21 protein-coding genes are annotated in these 21,484 nt (G+C 60.4%); 13 read left to right on the top strand and 8 right to left on the bottom strand.

The window, feature by feature from the left end; genetic code table 11:
• The first annotated feature begins 162 nt into the window (after nt 1-162).
• The 5 genes from GSQ93_RS05810 to GSQ93_RS05790 all read left to right on the top strand — a co-directional run bounded on the left by GSQ93_RS05810 (nt 163) and on the right by GSQ93_RS05790 (nt 4,792).
• A complete protein-coding gene (locus GSQ93_RS05810) occupies nt 163-1,053 on the top strand; it encodes a LysR substrate-binding domain-containing protein (RefSeq protein WP_158934680.1) in 891 nt (296 codons plus the stop codon).
• A 110-nt stretch (nt 1,054-1,163) separates the two neighbouring features.
• Complete coding sequence (locus GSQ93_RS05805; protein ID WP_158934679.1) at nt 1,164-1,658, top strand: GNAT family N-acetyltransferase; 495 nt, start codon at nt 1,164-1,166, stop codon at nt 1,656-1,658.
• Between the two features lie 277 nt (nt 1,659-1,935).
• Nucleotides 1,936-2,874: an HNH endonuclease signature motif containing protein gene (locus GSQ93_RS05800; RefSeq protein WP_158934678.1), complete on the top strand. Its 939-nt coding sequence runs from the start codon at nt 1,936-1,938 to the stop codon at nt 2,872-2,874.
• 497 nt (nt 2,875-3,371) lie between these two features.
• Nucleotides 3,372-3,971 (top strand): cupin domain-containing protein, encoded by a 600-nt coding sequence (locus GSQ93_RS05795; RefSeq protein WP_158934677.1) that lies wholly within the window; start codon nt 3,372-3,374, stop codon nt 3,969-3,971.
• A gap of 62 nt (nt 3,972-4,033) precedes the next feature.
• Entirely contained in the window at nt 4,034-4,792 is a 759-nt protein-coding gene (locus GSQ93_RS05790; protein WP_158934676.1) for a substrate-binding domain-containing protein, read from the top strand.
• A gap of 418 nt (nt 4,793-5,210) precedes the next feature.
• On the opposite strand, the gene GSQ93_RS05785 is transcribed toward GSQ93_RS05790, so the two are convergent.
• The 4 genes from GSQ93_RS05785 to GSQ93_RS05770 all read right to left on the bottom strand — a co-directional run bounded on the left by GSQ93_RS05785 (nt 5,211) and on the right by GSQ93_RS05770 (nt 10,046).
• Nucleotides 5,211-6,194, bottom strand: a complete 984-nt coding sequence (locus GSQ93_RS05785; protein WP_158934675.1) for a dienelactone hydrolase — start codon at nt 6,192-6,194, stop codon at nt 5,211-5,213.
• A gap of 73 nt (nt 6,195-6,267) precedes the next feature.
• Nucleotides 6,268-7,320, bottom strand: coding sequence for a serine hydrolase (locus GSQ93_RS05780; RefSeq protein WP_158934995.1), 1,053 nt, complete (start codon nt 7,318-7,320; stop codon nt 6,268-6,270).
• Between the two features lie 30 nt (nt 7,321-7,350).
• Nucleotides 7,351-8,634, bottom strand: a complete 1,284-nt coding sequence (locus tag GSQ93_RS05775; RefSeq protein ID WP_158934674.1) for an MFS transporter — start codon at nt 8,632-8,634, stop codon at nt 7,351-7,353.
• Nucleotides 8,631-10,046: a M20 family metallopeptidase gene (locus GSQ93_RS05770; RefSeq protein ID WP_158934673.1), complete on the bottom strand. Its 1,416-nt coding sequence runs from the start codon at nt 10,044-10,046 to the stop codon at nt 8,631-8,633. The genes GSQ93_RS05775 and GSQ93_RS05770 overlap by 4 nt, the downstream gene beginning before the upstream one ends.
• Before the next feature lie 151 nt (nt 10,047-10,197).
• On the opposite strand from GSQ93_RS05770, the gene GSQ93_RS05765 reads away from it, so the two are divergent.
• On the top strand, nt 10,198-11,103 hold the full coding sequence (locus GSQ93_RS05765) for a LysR family transcriptional regulator (protein WP_158934672.1): 906 nt from the start codon (nt 10,198-10,200) through the stop codon (nt 11,101-11,103).
• A gap of 16 nt (nt 11,104-11,119) precedes the next feature.
• On the opposite strand, the gene GSQ93_RS05760 is transcribed toward GSQ93_RS05765, so the two are convergent.
• From GSQ93_RS05760 to glnT, 4 genes are read right to left on the bottom strand one after another with little or no spacing between them, the layout of a single operon-like run.
• Entirely contained in the window at nt 11,120-12,478 is a 1,359-nt protein-coding gene (locus GSQ93_RS05760) for an FMN-binding glutamate synthase family protein (RefSeq protein WP_158934671.1), read from the bottom strand.
• A gap of 26 nt (nt 12,479-12,504) precedes the next feature.
• On the bottom strand, nt 12,505-13,194 hold the full coding sequence (locus GSQ93_RS05755; protein WP_158934670.1) for a protein glxC: 690 nt from the start codon (nt 13,192-13,194) through the stop codon (nt 12,505-12,507).
• Nucleotides 13,182-14,090 (bottom strand): class II glutamine amidotransferase, encoded by a 909-nt coding sequence (locus GSQ93_RS05750; protein WP_158934669.1) that lies wholly within the window; start codon nt 14,088-14,090, stop codon nt 13,182-13,184. The genes GSQ93_RS05755 and GSQ93_RS05750 overlap by 13 nt, the downstream gene beginning before the upstream one ends.
• 11 nt (nt 14,091-14,101) lie before the next feature.
• Nucleotides 14,102-15,502 (bottom strand): type III glutamate--ammonia ligase, encoded by a 1,401-nt coding sequence (gene glnT / locus GSQ93_RS05745; RefSeq protein ID WP_158934668.1) that lies wholly within the window; start codon nt 15,500-15,502, stop codon nt 14,102-14,104.
• A 223-nt stretch (nt 15,503-15,725) separates the two neighbouring features.
• Here glnT and GSQ93_RS05740 point away from each other — a divergent pair, with 223 nt between their 5' ends.
• The 7 genes from GSQ93_RS05740 to GSQ93_RS37995 form a co-directional block, all read left to right on the top strand.
• Complete coding sequence (locus GSQ93_RS05740; RefSeq protein WP_158934667.1) at nt 15,726-16,328, top strand: helix-turn-helix domain-containing protein; 603 nt, start codon at nt 15,726-15,728, stop codon at nt 16,326-16,328.
• A gap of 355 nt (nt 16,329-16,683) precedes the next feature.
• A complete protein-coding gene (locus GSQ93_RS05735; protein ID WP_158934666.1) occupies nt 16,684-17,076 on the top strand; it encodes a RidA family protein in 393 nt (130 codons plus the stop codon).
• 160 nt (nt 17,077-17,236) lie between these two features.
• Nucleotides 17,237-18,424 carry an FAD-binding oxidoreductase gene (locus tag GSQ93_RS05730; protein ID WP_158934665.1) on the top strand — a complete coding sequence of 396 codons (1,188 nt, stop codon included), beginning with the start codon at nt 17,237-17,239 and terminating at the stop codon, nt 18,422-18,424.
• A 28-nt stretch (nt 18,425-18,452) separates the two neighbouring features.
• Nucleotides 18,453-19,220, top strand: a complete 768-nt coding sequence (locus GSQ93_RS05725; protein WP_158934664.1) for an electron transfer flavoprotein subunit beta/FixA family protein — start codon at nt 18,453-18,455, stop codon at nt 19,218-19,220.
• A gap of 2 nt (nt 19,221-19,222) precedes the next feature.
• Nucleotides 19,223-20,155 carry an electron transfer flavoprotein subunit alpha/FixB family protein gene (locus GSQ93_RS05720; protein ID WP_158934663.1) on the top strand — a complete coding sequence of 311 codons (933 nt, stop codon included), beginning with the start codon at nt 19,223-19,225 and terminating at the stop codon, nt 20,153-20,155.
• A complete protein-coding gene (locus GSQ93_RS05715; protein WP_158934662.1) occupies nt 20,152-20,757 on the top strand; it encodes a HutD family protein in 606 nt (201 codons plus the stop codon). The genes GSQ93_RS05720 and GSQ93_RS05715 overlap by 4 nt, the downstream gene beginning before the upstream one ends.
• A partial coding sequence (locus tag GSQ93_RS37995; protein ID WP_254073772.1) for an NAD(P)/FAD-dependent oxidoreductase occupies nt 20,750-21,484 on the top strand: 735 nt, incomplete at its 3' end. The genes GSQ93_RS05715 and GSQ93_RS37995, both read left to right, overlap by 8 nt.

Below are 21,484 nucleotides of genomic sequence, written 5' to 3'. Positions count from 1 at the left end.
AAGCGGTATGTCGCTCGGCGCCCTGCTCGTTGAAAGGCTTCTTGCAGGCTTCTCGCGCTTTCGAGCGGGCAAGAAGCCTTAACTTTCGAGGTGATTTTATGAACGCCAATTTTTAAGCGACAAACGGTAAAATCTCATGGTTACCATGCAGATCTCGCATAAATGAAAATCGAACGCTATCCGCCGTTCAACGTGCTGCAATCGCTGCTGGTGGTGGCCCGTTGCGGCAATTTCACGGCTGCATCGCAGCAGTTGTTCCTCAGCCAGAGCGCGGTGAGCCGGCATATCCAGCAGATCGAGGAGTATTTCGGCTGCGCGTTATTCGTGCGGCACACGCGGATGGTGGTGCCAACGGCGGAGTGCCAACGGCTTGTGCCTATCGTGGAAGAGTTGCTTGCCACCGCGCGGCGGTCGATGCATATCATCAGCACGGGCGGCCAGACCATCACGCTGCGGGTCACGCCTACGCTGGCCGCACGCTGGCTGCTGCCGCGCCTTCCCGACTTCTATGCCGAGGTGCCGGGCACGCAGTTAAATATCGATACCGCGTGGTTCCTGCCGACCAATTTCGGCGAAGGCACGCTGGACGCGGCAATTCTTTTCGGCAATGGACGATGGGAAGGACTCGAGGCGACCAGCCTGATGCGCGAACGATTGACGCCCGTGTGTTCACCGCAAACGGCGCATGGTCCGCATCCGTTGGCGGAGGCCGCGGATTTGAAACATCACACCCTGCTGCATTCCAGCTTTGGCAGGCGCGGGTGGATGTTATGGCTGCAGCAGGAAAGCGATGAACTCGCGTCGCATACCTATCGCGAGCAGGTGTTTGACACGCTCGACCTCGCGTTTGGCGCAGCAGTGCGCGGTCATGGCGTGGCGCTGGGGGACTTGAACTTGGTGCAGGAGAACCTGGCGAGCGGTGCGCTCGTGGCGCCGTTTGAACGCGTGCTTGAAACGGGTTCGGGGTATTACCTCGTGCATCCGCCGCGTAATGAGTATCGAGAGAAATTGAAACCGCTGCTGGCGTGGCTGCTGGGGATTGGGGCGGGGTGAGGCGTAGCGAAGCATCCACGATGCAATCTCAATACGCAACAGGCCGTTATTAAGCGGCCTGGATACGGTAGTGTGAGCGTACTTAACTTTTTGCAGCCTTTCTCTAAACGATGACAGACGTTTATGCGATTCGCCGTGCCCATGCTACTGACCTCCCGGCGATATATGCCGGCGAACTCGACTATATTCGGCAGATCGAGCCAGAACAGGAAGTGCGCTGGAGGGATGGACTGTATTGGCACATTAAGCAATGGAGCAACGATCTCGATCGCATGTTCATTGCGGAATGTAGTGGGGAGTTTATAGGGTACTGCTTCTGGGAGGCACACGGCGACGCCGCCGTCCTCGCGTCGATTTACGTTCTTCGTGATAGGCGCGGCGCCGGACTCGGTCGACGACTCCTGACAGAGTTCATAACCGACGCACGCACGCAGGGTTTCGCAACGCTCACACTCGGTGTGAAGCCTGACAATCCGGCACGGGCTCTCTACGAGCGCGCAGGCTTTGTCTATACGCACGACAACAGCGGCTATTGTCACTATGCGTACCTGGTGGACAGTCCCGCAGCAGGACTGCCACTCGTGAGCGGGCGGGCAGTTTGGTAGCAGCGGGTCTCATGCTGGGTAGTGAGCGAATCTGCACAAAATTCGCACGAGCGTCGGCTCAGGGTCGAACTGCGCCGACCGCGTCAGGCAGAAATCGGCCAGGAGCTGTCATTCGCGTCGACGAGCGTTGAACATCTGAGTGACCGTTCCTCATCGAACAACGGACGCACGGCAAGGGAGGGAATCAACTCTCGGCTAATTTTGGCTATAGTGCTTTTCGTTTCTTAGAAACGAGACTTATCTCTTAATCGAAGCGGGCACGATCCCGAAATACAAAATGAGCCGTCTACCCAAAAGAGGTTCCCGGTCGCCTCGTCAAAGTGTCAGTGAGGGCGTGAAGGCTTCGTGGAATAATCCGGAAATTGCTCGCGCGCGTGGCGAACATCATGCTGCCGAGGTCACTGTAGATGGCATAACTACCCGATACAAGAGCGTGGCCCATGCGGCGCGCACGCTCGGTCTCGACGGCCTGCAGGAAACACGGCACATCCGCTTTCGGGGCGAACTGAAAGAGCGGCATGCTGCGAGCGCGGGCGCGACTCATGTGTGGACGGGGGACGACGGCAAACAGTACATCTTCCGGCTGGTCGACAAGGGCAGGAGTGAAAGTCAGCGCTCTACCAATCACCGTCCGGTCGAAGCAGTCTGGGACGTCTGCGGTCGTCACATAGATTTTTCCCAGCCGGAGGTGCCCCCGTCGGTCAAGGAACAGATTTACAGTGAATGCGCAGCGCTCGGCGTTGTGAGAGGCACTGCGGTAACGCAGACATCCTCTTTCATCAAGTTCAAGGGCGACCGGGAAGCTGCCCAAGTTCACGCTCGCAGCTGGCCGTCAAACCAGACTAAAACTGATGAAGCCGAGCGCGATGACAACGATGTCGATGACACCACCTTTGACGATCTGCATGACCGCGGTGAAATCGGCAGCGACAATGCTGAACAGCAGATTCGGACCGTGAAACAGTATAAGCGCCGTGCGGACACCCGGAAGGCCGTGCTCGCGCGCACCGAACGATGTGAGCGCGATGGGTGCGGTGAAAAGCAGCGCTTTGCAGGCTTTCTAGAAGTCCATCATATCCTCGGGATCAGGAACGGTGACCGCCCGTGGAACTGTGTAGCCATCTGCCCGAATTGCCATACAGAAGCACATTACAGCCCGGACAAGGAAAACCTCAACCAGGAACTGCTGGACTATGCGTCGCGGTTCAGACGATAAACAGGCAAATTTCGTTTGCTAGTCGCGCTGATGATGCGGCCAGTTGAGCGCACGGCTCTTTCGATTTGATGGTATTGGCGCCAGAAACAAAAGCGTCATCAAGCGCCGCATCGTCCAACGCATGGCCTCCCGAAGCCCAAATGCGCACGCGTGACATGCATTTTATTTTTTCAGCTTGATGCGCCGGCGCGCGGTTTGAGCGCAGGTGCCGGGAGCCGGCAGTGCGGCCAAGAGCTGCTGAGAGCGCGTGGAGGCCTACATTTGCGATGAGAGAGGTGCCGTGCGGCTCCGTTCGGCCAGGAAGCGACCGTCAACCGCCTCATTGTTCAGGGACCTCGGCGGCGGTTGCGGTTTGGTTAACGGTCACTCGCGATGCGGGAAAACGAGCCTGACGAAGGCACGCTTCGTGCCCTAGGGTTCTTACGTTAGAAGCGCTTCTTTCTCGCAAGCTGACGCTCCAGAGAGGCTTGTATCAATGCTCGAACGGCGGTGTTCTCATGACACGTTTTCTTTTCAGTTTGCTGTTGGCTTTGACGTTGGGACAGTGCTTGCTGCCGTCGGCGGCCGTCGCGCAGGGAACATTGGTCATCAAGTCGTTGGCCGAGAAAAAGGTCACGGAATTACCACCTGGACAACTTTTCTGGCGAATAGAAAGCTTTCCGACACGTGAGCAGGCACAATCCGCTGCAGGCGCCTGGGCACTCGTAGCCGAGTCGGCGGGCAAAGCCTGGCTTTTCACGCTCGGCCCGGTGGGCGGATTGTCAGCGGGCGGCACGAAGGTTGCCGAGGTTGGGCCCATCCCCAGGTTTGATGCGCCGCAGTACCTACTCAGGATCAATGCGGCTAGTGGTGCTCCTGACAGCACGACTCCTGTGCACAGTCATCCTGGCTCGGAGACTTTCTTCGTACTTACCGGAGCACAAAGCGTTCATACCCCAGACGGGGTGATGGTCGTCAAAGCGGGCCATGCCGAGCCCGGCCACGGCCCTGGTATTCCGATGCAAGTCTTGTCCACCGGCTCGACGGATCTGCACGCCCTAGTGATGTTCGTGCTCGACGCCACCAAACCGTTTTCATCTCCCGCAAACTTACCGTGAGCGGTGGCGTTCGCGTTAACGCGCAACGACCAACACCGGCGGTCCCCTCACAAGGGCAAACCATGAACGCAAAACTTAAGCGCATCAGCCTAAGCACTTTTCTGGCCGGCTCATTGTCTATGTTCGCAGCGATAGTTCAAGCGGCCGACATCAAGGTCATTAGCGATAGCCCCCTCGAGCCTGCGTTGACCAAGGTGGTCGATCTTTATCGCCAGCAGACACATAACCAGGTCAGCTTGGTGTTCGATCCATCGCCCGTTGTGAAGAAAAGGATTGAAGACGGCGAAGCGGCCGACGTCGTTATCGTTCAGCCGGACTTTGCTGAGGACCTTACGAAATCAGGCAAGGCGAGTGCCGGCGACAGACCGATAATCGCTCACGTTGGCGTCGGCCTCGGCAACCGCAAGGACAGTCCGGCGTACGACATTTCCACTGTTGAAAAATTCAAGAACACTCTGCTCGGCGCGGACCTCCTTGTCTTTAACAGTGTTAAATCGGGACAGGCATTTGAAAGCACTCTTGAACGGCTGGGAATTGCAGAAATGCTCAAGCCTAAAATTGTACGCACGACGCCCAATGGGATTTTTGAACCTGTGCTGAAAGGCAACGGCAACGATATAGTGGCCGGGACGATACCGCTCATCGCGACGACACCCGGCATAAAGTTCCTTGGCCCGCTTCCCGGCGATCTTCAGAGCACTCTTACGTACACCGCTGTGCTCATCGCGAACACCTCACAACGCGATACAGCCGAAGGGTTCATCAAGTTCCTGGTGTCACCAGATGCGAGGGCGACTTTCGCCGAAAATGGCGCGAAGTGAATTAAGAGGCCGCCAATAAATCAGAGAGGGGTTAGCTCGATTTTGTCGCAGCGACAGGTGGAGAGCGATTGGGCACACGCTTCCACACAAAGCCCGCAGAAAGGAAAAGACCCGACACCGTTCGCCTTGCAGGGTTTCGGCAAGAGCGAAGTGTGCTGATCGCCAAGCATCATTTCCGATTACAACTCTGACGAGCAAAAAGCCTCTCGAGCCGCCCGACGCGGCCGCGCGAACGGCCGGTATATCCCGGGACCAGCCGTCTAGGCTGCGTGGTGTCGAAGGACGGCTATGGGTCGAACTCAGTCAACCACGCCGGACAATAGGCGGCCGCAAGAAACGACCGCCAGCCGTGTCCCCGCAAAGCGACGATTCAGGACTTCATGACTCCCGGAGCCAGCGCACGAGAGACTAGAGCGCCCTATCGCAGCGTTGCCTGGAAAAACCGCACCACTTCCGAGTTGAATTGTTCATGGAACGCCGCACGGTCGAAGCCCGGTTCGCTGTTGCAGATGTCCGGCATCTTCCGCGACAGGCGCGTACTACAGGGCGGCAGGAAATCGTAGTGCCCGGCGTTAGCGACCACGTGATAGTCGGGCGCGCGAGGCAGGTCGGCGCGTACCGCCTCCTCGTAGTAGGGATCGGGCTGATGATGATCATCGGCTGCACGCCAGAGCTGGATGGGGGCGCGCACGTGGCTTAACCCCGCGCGGCCGAAGGCGAAGCCAAACGCCGGCGCGGCGATGACTACGGCCTTGATACGCGGATCGTGGATCCAGGCGCCGGCCGGAATCTCGTTGCCGGCATGAGGATCGACGCCGGCCTGCTTCAGGGTCTCGCACAGGTCATGATCCGGGTGGGCCTCGCAATACGGAGCGATCTTCGAAAGATCCGGAATCCCACCCGCAGCCACGAGCACGGTGAACCCGCCGTTGGAAAAACCGAACGCGCCAACGCGGCCCGCATTCAGCCGCGCATGCGAAGGCCATGCGTCAAGCATGTAGTCCACTAGTTGATGAAGCTGCGCAGGACGGCGCCACAGTTGCAAGACTCGGGTATGGTCATTGAAAGTATCGCCGACGTGACTAACCGACGCCACCACGAAGCCCGCATGAGCCAAAGCGAGCGCTGTGTCGTAGTGGCCGTCGTACCATCCACCGCCGCCATGCGACATCACGATAAGCGGCAGGCCACGGCCCGCGACCAGACCGCCCAGCGCCACGGTCTGGGTGGAATCTCCCAGGGAATGCGGCGTCGCCGATGCGTTAGTCGGATACCAGATCCCGGCCGTTAGCGGCGGCTCCACGCCATTCGCTATCTTGACCTCCTGGAAGCCGACATCGGCGGCGTGAGCCGGCGCGGCAAGCAGGGCAAAAAGGGTGATGATCACGGCGACGAGTCTCACGGCGGTCTCCTTTGTTGTCGTCGCCCAGATCGTACGATATTGCGTGGGCGCGGCAAACCGGATCAACGTCCCACTACGCCATTACCCCATCAACCCCCTTCAACACGAGCCCGAAAAACTCATTAGCGTGAGCGGAATTCAGCCAGCGGACCACCACCGCCATCTTTCGCTCGGGTTCGATCCACGTGAATGCACTACCCGCGCCAATTGCGAAGTAGCTCGACGCCGGCACGCTCGGAAACACGCGGCGTTCGTGATTGAGCCACACGAGATAACCGTAGTACGGCGCAAGCGCGCAAGGCGTTCGCATGCGCGCGAGCCATTCACTCGAGATGATCCGGCGGCCATCAACGATCCCGTCATCGACGAAAAGACGCGCCACCTTGAGCTGATCGTTCGCGCTGATCGACAGGCCACCGCCCCAATGCGTTCCGCCCGGAACCGACTGCATGCGTCGTCCGTTGAGTTCGATCCACGCGTTGTCGTACCCAACCCATTGCCAGTCTTCACTGGCGCCAAGCGGCTGCATGATCGCCTCGCGAAACACCTCGGACAACGGCCGGCCGAACAAATGCAGCAGCGCCAGCGAAAACTGGTTGATGCGGACGTCGTTGTATTCCCAGTACGTTCCAGGCGCCTGCACCCGCCGCAGGTCGCCCTTCTTGCCATCGGGCGCACGGCCGAACGTCACCGCGCGAGAGTGGTCCGCCTGATCCGACAGTCCGAAACATTCGCCCCGCCATTCACTGGTCTGCTGAAGCAGATGCGCCCAGGTAATGCGGACATTGTGCTCATCATCGAAACCGATACCCGGTACGCGTATATGCACCGGCTCGCTCACGTTCGGCAGCAAGCCGCGATCAAACGCCACGCCCGCCAGCAAGGCGAGATAGGTCTTGGCAATGCTGAACGTAAGGTCAGCGCGATCAGGCTCACCCCATGTCGTGAGCACCTTGCCATCGATGGAAATCGCACCGGAAACGGGACCGCGATCATGCACGGGACCCAGCAGCCGGTTCCACGGCGGCGGGTCATTCACATGCACGCCCCAGGCGCCATCCACATTGCGATCCCAGAGGCTTTCATGATCTATCGAGAACTGTATGGCTTGCTGCAAATCCTTCATGTCGGTCATGTCCAGTTGTTCATCCAGCGGTTAATGCACTTTCAGGCGCGTTCGCGCCCACAGCAGCGTGAAGAGACTGATGATGGCCGCGAGCATCAGATAGAGGCCGGGCGCCAGGTTATTGCCGGTGACCGCGATCAGCGAAGCGACTGCGAGCGGTGTGAACCCGCCAAAGACGGTAGTGCCCACGTTGTAGCCCACCGCCATGCCGGTGGTACGCGTACGGACCGGAAACAGGTCCGACATCAACGCAGGAATAGGCGCGAAATAGATGGCCTTCAGTAATGCGACCCAAATGACCGCGGCCAGCAATGTCAGCAGCGAGGGATGCGCATTCATGAACATGAACGCCGGATAGATAGTCACGAAAAATATCGATCCCGCGCCCAGCATGATGCGAGTGCGGCCCACTTTGTCGGACCAGTGGCCGACCATCGGCGTCAGCACCATGACGATAAAACCCGCCGCCAGCGTCGCGATAAATCCATACGATGGCGCAAGCCCAAGCTGCCTGCTTGCGTACGTCGGCATGTAGAGCAGCATGTAGTTGGCGGTCGTCGTCAGCACCAGCGAACCGATGCAGACCAGCAGCCGTTCCTTCTGCGTAGCCATGACTTCGCGAATGGGCGAAGCGGAGCGTTCCGTGCGTTCAAACTCCGGGGTTTCATCGACGTTGCGGCGGATATACCACCCCACCGGGCCAATCAGGAGGCCGAACAGAAACGGGATGCGCCAGCCCCAGCCTTCGAGTTGCGCCGGCGTGAGCGTGCTCGTCAGGACCGCGCCGAACGCCGATGCAACCAGCACGCTTGCTCCCTGGCTCGCGAACTGCCAACTCGCCATGAAACCGCTGCGCGCTGGCGCATGCTCGGTGAGGAAAGCCGTGGAACTGCCGAACTCACCGCCCGCCGAAAACCCCTGCAATAGCCGCGACGCGAAGATGCCAATGGGCGCAAGCACGCCAATGGTCGCGTAGCCGGGCATCAGCGCCACCATGCCGGTGCCGAGCGTCATCATGGCGATGGAAAGCGTCAACGAAGCCTTGCGGCCTTTGCGGTCGCTGTACGACCCCAGCACGAACGCACCCACCGGACGCGCAAGATACGACAGCGCGAAAGTGCCGAGCGTCAGCAGCAACGACACCGTTTTATCGGTGGTCGGAAAGAACAGTTTCGATAACGTCGATGCGAAATAGCCATACACCACGAGATCGTAGAACTCGAGCGCATTGCCTATCGATGTCGCGACAATCAGCTTGTAGATGCTGGCATGGGGTCGTGCTGCTGGCAAAACGGTGGTGGCGTCAGTGCTCATCGGGCAGACCTCCGCTCGAAGGCGGGGCGCTCAGATTCACCGGGTTGGCCCAGATCCCAGAACAGCCCGGCCATGATTTGCAGCCCCTCCCGCACGACGGGTCCAAGCATATGCTCGTCGGGAGCATGCTGCGAGCAACCGGGATATGAATGCGGCACCCATAACGTGGGCATGCCGAGGATGTCCGCGAAGACATCATTGGGCAGCGTGCCGCCAAGGTTCGGCAGGAGCACGGGCGCCCGCCCGGTGGTCTGCTTGAGCGAGCGCACGGCCCACTTCACCCAGGCGTTGTCAGGGTCCACGCGCGTGGCCGGCGTGCCTCTGTCCACCTCGACAGTGACGCTCTCAAAGCCCCGTTCATCCAGATGGCGACGCACGATCTGCTCAAGATTTTTCCAGTCCGTTCCGACCACGAAGCGGATCTGCATGTAGGCGAATGCGTGCGGCGGAATGGCATTGACCGGCTTCTCGGGATTGCCCGTCCGGAACGCCAGTACCTCTATGTTGTTCCAGCCGAATACACGCTCAGCCGGCGTGAGACCGGGCTCGCCATAACCTGTGTCGACCTCCGGCTCGCCTGGATTGCCGCCAACGCTGATACCCTCCAGCGCGCGACGCACCGCCTGCGGCACCTCGGGCGGCCTGAGACCTTCAACGGAGATGCGCCCGTTGGCATCGACCATTGATGCAACCGCGCTGGCCAGCACCACGCCGGGATTGCGCAACAAGCCGCCCCAGTTGCCCGAGTGATGACCGCCTTCGCGCAGGTTCACATCGAGCTTGAAGTTCACCACGCCGCGGGAGCCGAGAAAGATCGTTGGGTGCGCGGCGCCCAGACGCGGGCCGTCGGACGCAATCAATACGTCGGCGCTCAATTCGTCGCGAAGCATCTCGCATACCGCATGCAGGCCGGGCGAGCCCACCTCTTCGCCGGTTTCGACCAACAGCTTCAGATTGAAGCCGAGCCGTCCGCCCCGTGCGTCGAGCACGGCCTTGAGCGCGGCCAGGTTGATGCTGTGCTGGCCTTTGTTGTCGGCGGTGCCGCGGCCGTACCAGTGATCGCCGGCGACGGTGACGTCCCACGGCGACAACCCATCGCGCCACTGCGCGTCGTAGCCTCGTACAACGTCGCCATGCCCATAGGTCAGGACCGTCGGCAGGTCATCGCTTTCGTGACGATGAGCGACCAGGAACGGGCCCGCGCCCTTCGCGGGATTGTCGACCAGCCGGGAAGTGAAACCGAGTCCGGCCAGCGCAGGCGCGATCTCCTCGTTGAGGTAAGCGATTAACAACGGACCGCTTTCAGGCTCCTGGCTCTCCGTTCGCATGGCCACGCGGCGACGCAGGTCTTCGAGAAAAATGCCGGAATCGTACAGATCGGCTGCAGCTTGAATAGCGGACTCGCGTGTCACGTATTTATCTCCGATGAAGCATGCCAAAGGCGTGGGGTCTTCTGATCCAGGAAATCGATGACGCGATCTTGATACCGCCGATATTTATGGACAATGACAATATTTGCCACTTTCCGTTGCCGAAAAGGCAAAGCTCCCACGAGGCTGCATCATGCAAACCACCGCGCTGCGTTATTTCCTTGAGGTCGCCCGAAGCGGGTCGCTAAGCCGAGCGTCCGAGCGCCTGTTCGTCGCCGTATCGGCACTGAGCCGGCAGATTGCAAAGCTGGAGGATGAGATGGGCGTGCCGCTGTTCGAGCGGCGGCCGCGAGGCATGGTGCTGAGCGAGGCGGGACGCCTCCTGGCCGCGCATGCGCATCGCAGCCTGATGGAGCAGGATCGGGTGACCGAGGAGATTCGCGGACTGACGACGGATCGCCGCGCCACGATCCGCCTAGCGAGTTCCGAAGGCGTCGCGCGGGATTTCCTGCCGCAGGTGTTTGTGCATTTCCTGAAGACCTGGCCGGCGGCCCATTTTCAACTCGATGTAGATGGGCCGTCCGAAGCCACGCAGCGGGTACGCGACGGCACGGCCGACATTGCCGTGTGTTTCAGCGTCGCGCCGGAAAAGGACGTCAACGTGCATTACGCACAGCGCGCACCGATCTTTGCGCTGGTCGCGCAAGACCATCCTTTAGCGCAACAGCAATCCGTCTCGCTCGCCGATCTGAAACCGTGGCCGCTTGCGATCTATCACGAGGGCGTAACCGTCAGACAATTATTCGATATTGCCTGCAGCCTGGAAGGCCTGACCTTCGACCCCGTGTTCGTGAGCAACTATGGCAGCGCCCTGCAGACCTTCGTGCAGCAAACGAAGGCCGTCACACTGGTCGGTTACCTGACGGTGCGCAGCCGCCTCAAGCCGGACAATCTGGCGGCTGTGCCCATCAGTAATCCTGAGTTGCATCAGCGGACACTTCAGGTTCAGACCATGGCTGGGCGAACCTTGCCCAAGGCCGTGAACGCGTTTCTCGAGCTGCTGATAACGGCGATTCAAGATCCAACGTGTCTCGACTGATGCGTTCTATTTCTATTCAGGTCAAACCCGGAATCCACGACGTACCAGCCAACGGCACGCGCGCCATGGCCGCTGCTTCGACCGTTAGCGCCACCAGATCCTCAGGCTCCAGGTGGTGCACATTCTGCTTGCCGCAAGCCCGCGCGATGGTTGTCAGTTCCATGTTCAGCGTCTTCAGATAATTGCGTACCCGGCGCGAGCCTTCTTCCGGCTGCACGCGCTGTTCAAGCAACGTATCCTGGGTCGTGACACCGACCGGGCATTTGCCGGTATGACAATGATGGCAAAACCCCGGCGATGTACCCAGCGCCGCATAATCCGCCGCTGCCGAATGCAGGCCACCGTGCTGGAAATACGTATCGCTGTTGCACCCCAGCGCCATCAACATGCCTTGCCCGATCGCCACGGCATCCGCACCCATCGCCAGGGCCTTGGCAATGTCCGCGCCGGTGCGAATCCCGCCCGACACGATCAACTGCACCTGCCCCTTCATGTTCAGGTCTTCAAGTGCGTCCACCGCCTGACGAACAGCCGCCAGCGTCGGAATGCCGACGTTCTCGATAAAACACGTCTGCGTCGCGGCCGTGCCGCCCTGCATGCCATCGATCACGACTACGTCGGCGCCCGCATGGACGGCAAGCTTCACGTCGTTGAACGTGCGCGTTGCGCCGACCTTCACATAGATCGGCTTTTCCCAATCCGTGATCTCGCGCAGTTCCTGAATCTTGATCAAGAGGTCGTCGGGACCGGTCCAATCGGGATGACGGCTCGCCGAACGCTGGTCGATACCGGCGGGGAGCGTGCGCATGGCAGCCACGCGCGGGTTGACCTTTTGCCCGAGCAACATGCCTCCGCCACCCGGCTTCGCACCCTGCCCGATGACTATTTCGATTGCATCGGCGCGGCGCACATCGTCGGGATTCCAGCCATAGCGTGACGGCAGGCACTGATAAACCAGCGTCTTCGACGAGCGGCGCTCTTCCTGGGTCATGCCACCGTCACCCGTCGTGGTGGACGTGCCCATCGCCGTAGCAGCCTGGCCGAGCGCTTCCTTCACGTTAGCCGAGAGCGCGCCGAAGCTCATCCCTGCAATTGTGATGGGGATATCCAGCACGACTGGCTTCTTTGCGAAGCGCGTACCGAGCACGGTCTTTGTCGCGCATTTCTCGCGATAGCCCTCAAGCGGATAACGCGAAAGTGATGCGCCGAGAAACAGCAAATCATCGAAATGGGGCACCTTGCGCTTGGCGCCAAGGCCGCGAATTTCGTACAAGCCGCGCTGTGCGGCGGTGTGAATATAGTCGATCGTGCTGCGGTCATAACCTGCTGACTCTTCTTGCTGCAGCCGGGCGAAATGAACCGGTTTGGCTTCCATGGGGACCTTCTCAGAAGAACGGAATGTCAATATTCCTGGTTCGCGTCGGCGTTCCAGTGGTAGAGGGTGCGCGCCGAAGCAATGCGTCTGAACGACATCGGATCGTGATTCAGTCCCGCGGCTTTCAGCAGGTCGCGAACGGCCGAGACATCGGCGTCGGTCATCTCTTCGTACTGCGCGTCGGCACCGAGCGACTTCACCGAACCGCGCACATAAAGCACCGCTTCGTAGAGGGAGTCGCCAAGAGCATCGCCCGCGTCGCCGCAGATGACCATGCGGCCCGCCTGCGCCATGAACGCCGAGAAGCTGCCGACCGACCCGCCGACCACAATGTCGCCCCCTTTAAGCGAGATTCCGCAGCGCAGGCCGGCGTCACCGTCGATCACGAGCAGGCCGCCATGCGCCGATGCCCCCGCGCCATTCGACGCGAAGCCCTTCACATGAACCTTGCCGCTCATCATGTTTTCCGCGACGCCCGTGCCCGCGCTGCCTTCCACAATGATGGTCGCGTGTTTGTTCATGCCGCCCGCGTAATAGCCGGCGTGTCCGTCGATCAGGACCTGCACCGGGGCATCCACGCCGACTGCGAGACTGTGAGCGCCGTTCGGCGAAACGACCGTCACGTGCCGGCCTTCGAGCGTCTCGGACGCACCGTGAAGAAACTGGTTGACCTCGCGGACCGTGGCTTTCTCCAGGTCAAAAATCACGCTTTCCATACATACATCTCCTCGGGTGCAGGTTCAAACACTTTGGCATGCTTGATATCAGGCAAATGCGCCAGCGAGCGGAACTCCGATGCGATTGCAACGTAGTCATCGGTCTCGGCCACGACCGCCGGCTTGCACGCAAACGGATCGCGAATCAACGCCAGTTCCGTCGATGTCCCCATCAGGAAGGTGTAGAAACCGTCGAGCTCTTCGAAACCCTTTTGCAGCGCGACCGGCAATTCGTCGCCTTCGCGCAGCCGCCATTCGAGAAAGCGGCATGCGGCTTCGGTATCGTTGTCGGTATCGAAGTGAATGCCTTGCGGTTCGAGCATGCGGCGCACGCCATAGGGATTCGACAGCGAACCGTTATGCACCAAGCAAAAGTCCTCTCCGGCCGTGAACGGATGCGCGCGATCGGGCGTCACCGCCGACTCGGTAGCCATGCGTGTATGGCCCACGAGATGCGAGCCCTTCAGATTCGCGAAGTCGTAACGTGCGGCCACCTGAGCTGGTGTACCGATGTCCTTGAACAGATCGATCGAACGTCCCGTGGAAAGCAGGTACACCTTCGGAAACGCGGTGCGCAACCAAGTCTTCACGGCCTCAGGGTCACCTGCCAAAGTCAGGATCGCGTGATTGCCTTGCGCGTCCACCTGCGCGCCCGCATTCATGGCGCCGTTCAATCCAGCCGCCAGCCCGCTCCAGTCGAACCGGTCGCCCTCGGGGGTGAAGCCCGAATACAGGCTGAGTTTTCGCTTGGCTCCATCCAGCGGCTGGCTGAACACCGCCAAGCCGGCCGAGTCCGGGCCGCGCTCGGTCATGCCGATCAGCATTGGCACCATCAATGCTCCAAGCTGCTCGCGCAGTGCCGGCGTTTTCACCAGCAAACCTACGATTCCGCACATCGTGCTTCTCCTCAGAAAAATTCCAGATAACTTTTCATTTCCCAATCAGACACATGCCGCATGTATTCGAGCCATTCCATCCGCTTGAGCTTGAGGAATTCATCGGCGACAGGACCCAGCGCGTCGCAGATCAGACGGTCGGCCTCCAGTGCGTCCAGCGCATGCTCAAGGTTCTGCGGCAAGACGCCAATGCCATGTTCCTTCAGCTTGGCCGGCGACCACTCGTAGAGGTTTTCGTTGGCCGGTGCGCCGGGTGACAGTTCGCGCTCCACACCGTCGAGACCCGCCGCGATCACCGCAGCAGTTGCCAGATACGGATTGCACGCGCCGTCGGGCAGACGCAGTTCAATGCGCTCGCCTGGCACGCGCACCATGGTCGAGCGGTTGTTGTCGCCGTAGCTGATATACGCGGGCGCCCAGGTTGCGCCGGTCAGCGAACGGCCCACTACCAGCCGCTTGTACGAATTTACGGTCGGGTTGCACAGCGCGGTGAGCGCCGGCGCGTGGGCCAGCAACCCGGCCGTGAAGTGATACGCGAGCTTCGACAAGCCCATGCCCGACGGATCGCTTTTGTCTGAGAAAAGATTGCTCACGCCATCGCCAATCGACATGTGCATGTGCATGCCGTTGCCTGGCCGGTTCGCGAACGGCTTGGGCATGAACGAGCAGATCAGGCCCATCTCGTTCGCGATCTCGGAGGCCGCCATCTTGAAGAACACGTAGTGATCGCAAGAGGTCAGGCAATCCGTGTACGTATAGTTGATTTCGAACTGGCCGTTCGCGTCCTCGTGATCGATCTGATAGACATCGATCCCCGCCGCGCGCATCGACTCGGTGAGCTTTTCCAGGAACGCGCGGGTACGCGACAAACCCTTGTAGTCGTAGCAGGGTTTGGCGAGCGTATCGCTGGAGTCGCACGGCTCGATAACACCCGTCACCGACCGCTTGACCAGCGAGAACTCCGGTTCAAGCCCGGTAAACAAGGTCCATTTGCGCTCCGTCAGGCGGGCGATCTGCTTTTTCAGCGTCACGCGTGCGTCGTAGGCCCAGGGTTCGCCCTTGACGTGTCCTTCGCAAACAATGCGCGCCGTGCCGCGTTGCCAAGGCACGGTGGTGAGGGTCGAGAGATCGCCGACGGCCATGAAGTCCGGGCCGTTCGGCTCGATGCCCACGCCCCAGATCGCAAAACCCGCGAAGCCGGCGCCTGCGGTGAGAATGCTGTTGAGATGCGCGACCGGCACTGACTTGGCCTTGGCCACGCCGTGAATATCGACGAACTGCGCCAGTACGTATTTCACGCCTTGTTGCACGAGCCAGCTTTGCGCATCCTGCGCGGATTCAAAGCGCGGGACCGTGCCAAGCTCGGTGCCAAGCTCGGCGACCGGCGCGTTGCCGCCATCGTTCAGGTTCATCGTGACTCCTTGCATCGTCTATCGTTGGTTGAAAAAGCCATGCCTCTTTTGCACGACCCGACTACGACCCGCTCGAAAATCACCCGTCCCGGCGCGCTGCCAAGCAAGTTCGTAGTATGTGCATGAATTTATTGATATGCAACAATAATTCCTGCCATGAAACATGTGACGCGTACTGCCCCCAACTGATCTGCTAACCTGCCGTTTTCTCATGAGGCGTGCAATGCAAACCGAGGATGACCGCAAGAATCCGCTCGAGCATTACCTTGGCGCGACCATCCGCGAACTTCGCCAGCGCCATGGCTTGACCATTGCCCAGGTTTGCGAGCAGGCCGGCATCAGCCGCGGCATGCTGTCGAAGATCGAAAATGCCCAGACGTCGACCGGACTCGATGTTCTCAACCGGATTGCCCAGGCCCTCGGCGTGTCAATGTCGGCCCTGTTTCGCAATTACGACACTCCCGACGGTGGTGCCCAGTTCGTCAAAAAAGGGGCCGGCATGGAGGTGGTCCGTAAGGGGACGAAACGCGGCCACACCTACCACCTGCTTGCCTACGACCAGGGTCCCAGGAAAATCTTCGAACCGTTCCTCATCACAATGGATGACGAAGCTGAACGATTTCCGATCTTCGAGCATCCCGGCACCGAGTTCATCCACATGCTAAAAGGTGTGATTGAATACCGGCACGGCCAGCAGACCTACGTCCTGCATCCAGGCGACACCCTCACGTTCCAGGGCGATGTTCCGCACGGTCCGGAGAAGCTCATCAAGATGCCGATTCAGTTTCTGTCAATCATCCTGTACCCGCCTGCCGCAGCCGAATAAAGGCTCCGCAGATTCCTCGACATACCAATGCAATGATCGTGCCACGTTTCCCCTTGAGAACTAAAAGTTCATGACAGGAAACCATTTGATGAGCGAGAAACGGGGCATCGGCCGCAGCGCGGAAGCGCGACCGCCTTACATCGGTGCGCTGTTTTCCCTGCTTGGTGCGTCGACGCACGCTGACGGGTGGGCGGCTTATAAAGTTCATCATTGGCCCTTATGCAAAGTGCGCAATGCATCTGAAGATGTGTCTGCGCCCTCAGCGGCACTCTCATTTCATCACACGCTGAAACGTTAGTCGCCAGGTGGGGGGTACGCTGCTTTCATCCAAAGCCCCAACCGCAGGAGCGTTCCAATGAAACGGCAAATCATCCGCGTCGAGCCCCTTTCCTCGTATCTGGAAAGATGGAAAGCGCCAGCCTCCGTCATGACCCGGCATGGCGATACCCTGTATGTTTCGGGCCTTCCTCCGTTTGATCCCGACACGGGCGAGGTCGTCATCGCAACGATCGAACGTCAGACCGAATTAGCTCTCGAACAAATGAAGCTCTGCCTCGAAACAGCAGGGTCGTCGTTGGAGAACGTGTTGAAGTGCAATGTGTATTGCACGTCGGTCGAGAAATTTGCGGCCATCAATGCGGTCTACATACGCTACTTTCCCCACGACCCGCCCGCTCGGATCTTTGTCTGCGTTCCCGCATGGGCAGGAAAGTTCGACATAGAGATTGATTGCATCGCAGCCGTTTGAAGCAGATTGGGCGGCGCCCGCAGGCGTGGTCATTGCGATTGATCTCTTCACCTGAAAGTCTGCATCAATCCGCGCGGTCCGCATAAGTTTTCCTAATACAAAGCGGCTTAGCATTTCCCCTTCCTACAATCCGCTCATCGATCTTCTTTCAGGAAGTGCCATGAGCCATTACGACTTCATCGTGATCGGCGCCGGGGTCATCGGCGCGTCGGTTGCCCATCATCTTGCTGCCCTGGGCGCCAAAAGCGTGCTGGTCGTGGACCGCGGCACGATCGGTGCGGGCACCACGTCGCAGTCGTCGGGGCTGTTGCGCACGCACTATTCCGTGCGGCAGAACGTGGAACTCGCGCGTTCGTCGTGGCATGCGTTCAACAACTTTGCGGCTTATGTGGACGACGATGAAGCGTCGTGCGGTCTCGTGAAATGCGGCTATATGATCTGCGCGCCGGAAGGCGACAAGCTCGCGCCGCTGCAAGCTTCGCTCGATGCGCAGCAAGGCATGGGCATCGAGGTGCAACTGCTCTCGAAGGCTGAAGCCCGCGAGCGTTTGCCGATCGCTCATTTCGACGACGCCGCGTTGATCGGCTACGAACCCGAGGCGGGTTTCGCCGATGCTTACCTGGTCGCAACCGGCTTCGCGCGCTCGGCTCGCAGGCGCGGCGTAAAGATCATGGAGAACACGACCGTGACCGGACTCGTGCGTGATGGCCGCCGCGTGACGGGCATCGAAACATCGGCTGGCACCTTCAGTTGCGGCGCGCTGATCAGCACGCAGAACATCTGGACGCCAGAGCTCGCTGGGTGGATTGGTGTGCCTTTGCCCGTCAAGCCGGAACGCCATACGGTGCTCGCTCTGGAGTGCGACGCCGCGCCCTATACATTCCGCATGCCGGCCTTCAAGGATCTCGGCTCGCCGGGCATGCTCTATTTCCGCAGTTACGGCGGTAGCCAGATGCTCGTGTCCGAAGGCGTGGTAGGCGAAACACTGAACGTCCCGGAGACCGAGCAAGGCGATATCTCGCTCGACTACGTGGGCGAAGTCGGTGCCCAGGTTGCAGAACGTTTTACGGCGTACGAAATGGCTGGGCTCGCTTCATCGTGGACCGGCGTGTACGACGTCACCCCGGACTGGAACCCCGTGCTCGGCCCGGTTAGCGACATAGAAGGATTGACGGTGGGGTTCGGCTTCTCTGGGCACGGCTTCAAGCTGTCGCCGGGCATCGGCAAGATTCTCGCGCAGCACGCGCTGGGCCAGGCTACCGACGTCTCGCTCGCACCCTACTCGCTCGATCGTTTCGCGAGCGGTGCGTTGCTGGTCGGCAAATACGGTTCAGGCGCGGTCTCCTGATCCCTTCGACTGTAACCCTAAGATGACCATGAAAATTCTCGTCCCCGTGAAACGGGTCGTCGATGCCAACGTGCGCGTTCGCATCGGATCCGCTGGCAGCGTCGATACGGCAGGCCTGAAAATGTCGCTGAATCCGTTCGACGAATGTGCGGTCGAGCAGGCCTTGCGTCTACGCGACGCCGGCGTGGCGTCGAGCGTGACCGTGCTCACGTGTGGCCTGCCCGTTTGTCAGGACGTGCTGCGCACCGCATTGGCGATGGGCGCGGACAATGCCGTGTTGATCGATATGGCCGGTGCTTCGCCGGACTCGCTCGGCATAGCGCGTCTGCTGCATGCGTTCATGATCGCCGAAGCTGATGCTTACGGTCTGGTGCTGTGCGGCAAGCAGGCAATCGACGACGATATCGGCGGCGTGGCAGCCATGCTCGCCGGGTTGCTCGGCTGGCCACAGGCACTCAATGCATCCGCGATTGAAGCGGCCGCAAACGGCTGGCTGGTCACCTGCGGCGACGACGCGGGCACGGCCACCTGGCGCCTTGACGGGCCTGCCGTGGTCAGTGCGGACCTGCGCTTGGCCGAGCCTCGCCGCGTCACGTTGCCGAGCATCGTGAAGGCGAAACAAAAGCCGCTGCGCATGCTCGATGCCACCACGTTCGACGTCGCACTCGACACGCAAATCCGGATTGTGGAGATGGCCGAGCCGGCGGTCCGCCAGGCCGGTATCAAAGTCGCCGATACCGCCGCACTGCTGGGCGCCATTGGTAGCGGGCGGCTGTTTCAGAACGTGGGAGCATGACCATGAGAAGTCTTGTCGTAGGGGAATGGGAAGACGGTACGATCGCCGATTCAACCTTGCGTGTAATCAGGGCCGTGAGCGAGCGTGGCGTACCAGTGGACATGCTCACGTTTTCGTCCACCATGGCGAATGCGGCTGCGTGCGTTGACGGCGTTGAGCGCGTGCTGCTGGCATTGAGCGACGTACCCAACCCCGAAACACTTGCTGCACTTCTTCAGCGTATTGCTTCGGACTACTCTATGGTCGCCGCGAGCCATCGCACAGCGGGACGCGCAGCCCTTCCCCGAGCCGCTGGGTTGACCGGCAACGCGTTTCTCGCGGACATCACGCGTGTTGTGACGGCACAGCGTTTTGTGCGCGGCCTCTACGCAGGCAGCGTGGTCGCGACAATCGAAAGTACGAGCGCCACGCTCTTTGCCACTATCCGGACATCATCGTTCGCGCCTGCTTGCTCAACCGGCGGCGCGGCTTCAATCGTAGCGCTCGATGCCATCACGCCGTTCACCGCAACCGTTCTGGTAGATAGGCAGACCGCACCGCAGGACGGGCGTGATCTATCGAGCGCCCGCGTCGTGGTAGCGGGAGGACGCGGGTTGGCGTCGAAGGAAAACATGGACGCGCTAGGCGCGTTAGCCCGCAACATGGGCGCCGCGCTCGGTGCGTCGCGTGCGGCCGTGGATGCAGGTTATGCGCCTAACGCTGCGCAGGTCGGGCAAACAGGCAAGACCGTGGCGCCCGAGATCTACCTCGCGTTCGGCATCTCCGGTGCAATCCAGCATCTGGCCGGGATGAAGGATTCGCAGATCATCGTGGCCGTGAACAAGGACCCCGACGCCCCGATTTTTTCAGTGGCGGATTACGGCATTGTTGGCGATCTTTTCGATGTCATGGGCGAACTCAATGCTCACGCGCGCGCAAAGGGGGACGCTCTATGAATGCGGTTTTCGCTGAAGAACGTTTCGAGGAGCAGGCATCCGTGCGCTTCTTCGATTGCTCGCGGATCGCACCGGAAGCGTGGGCGAACGGTGCGGGAACGACCCGTACCATCGCGCGCGGAATGGACGGCGCATGGCGCGTGAGCCTTGCCGAACTGAGCGGTGCGGCGAAGTTCTCGCAGTTCGCGGGCTTCGATCGCACCCTGACCCTGCTCGACGATGAGACTGTCGATCTTCACTCGCAAGACGGCCAGTTAAACGCCCGCGCGGGACAGCCCGTGCATTTTTCGGGCGACCTCCATGTCTGGGTCACGGTGCCCGCGCGTCCCGTCAACGTATTGAACGTCATGACTCGCCGCAACACATGCGGCTCCCGCGTGAGCGTAGCAACGCATTCGGCGCGCATTACGTCCGCGTCATCGCAGATCCTGTTTTGCGTAGCCGGACAATGGTCGATGGAAAGCGCGTTGTTACGCGACGTCTCGCTGCGTCCGCTCACGGGTATCTGGCTTGATGGCTTGCACGAAGACATCGATATGAAGCCGCACGGCCCGGGTGCACAGCTTGTGTCGATAGCGATAGATCACGTACGCCATGGATAACCAAGCGCTCATCAAACAACACGGTCCCCGTGAATCCATGGAGTACGACGTCGTGATCGTGGGCGGCGGTCCCGCGGGGCTCTCGGCGGCGATCCGGCTGAAGCAGCTCGCGCAGGAAAAAGGCGTCGAACTGGGCGTCTGCGTGCTGGAGAAAGGCTCAGAGATTGGTGCGCACATCCTCTCGGGCGCCGTGATGGACCCGCGGGGTTTAAGCGAACTGCTCCCCGACTGGAAGACCCAGGGCGCGCCGCTTAATGTGGAAGTCACCGAAGACCGCTTCCTGTTTTTGTCCAAAGATAGCGCAAAGCAAGTTCCGAACTGGCTGCTCCCGGACAACTTCAAGAACCACGGCAACTATGTCGTGAGTCTCGCGAACGTTACGCGCTGGCTGGGACAACAAGCTGAAGCGCTGGGCGTTGAAATATTCCCGGGCTTTCCTGCGGCCGAAGTGCTCTACACCGAAGCCGGCGCCGTACGCGGCGTGGCGACGGGCAACATGGGCGTGGGCAAGGACGGCGAGCCGACCGGCAACTTCCAGCTCGGCATGGAACTGCACGCCAAATACACGCTGTTTTGCGAGGGCGCGCGCGGCAACCTGGGCCGCCAGCTCATGGATAAATTCAAGCTCGGCCGCGATGCCGATCCGCAAGTCTACGGCCTCGGCATCAAAGAGCTGTGGCAGATCGATCCGTCCAAACACAAGCCGGGACTCGTGATTCACACCGCT

This window comes from Burkholderia sp. S171, assembly GCF_009766085.1.
GTDB lineage: Bacteria > Pseudomonadota > Gammaproteobacteria > Burkholderiales > Burkholderiaceae > Caballeronia.
Note: the sequence above shows the minus strand (reverse complement) of the source record. Positions and strands in the feature narration are given on the sequence as shown.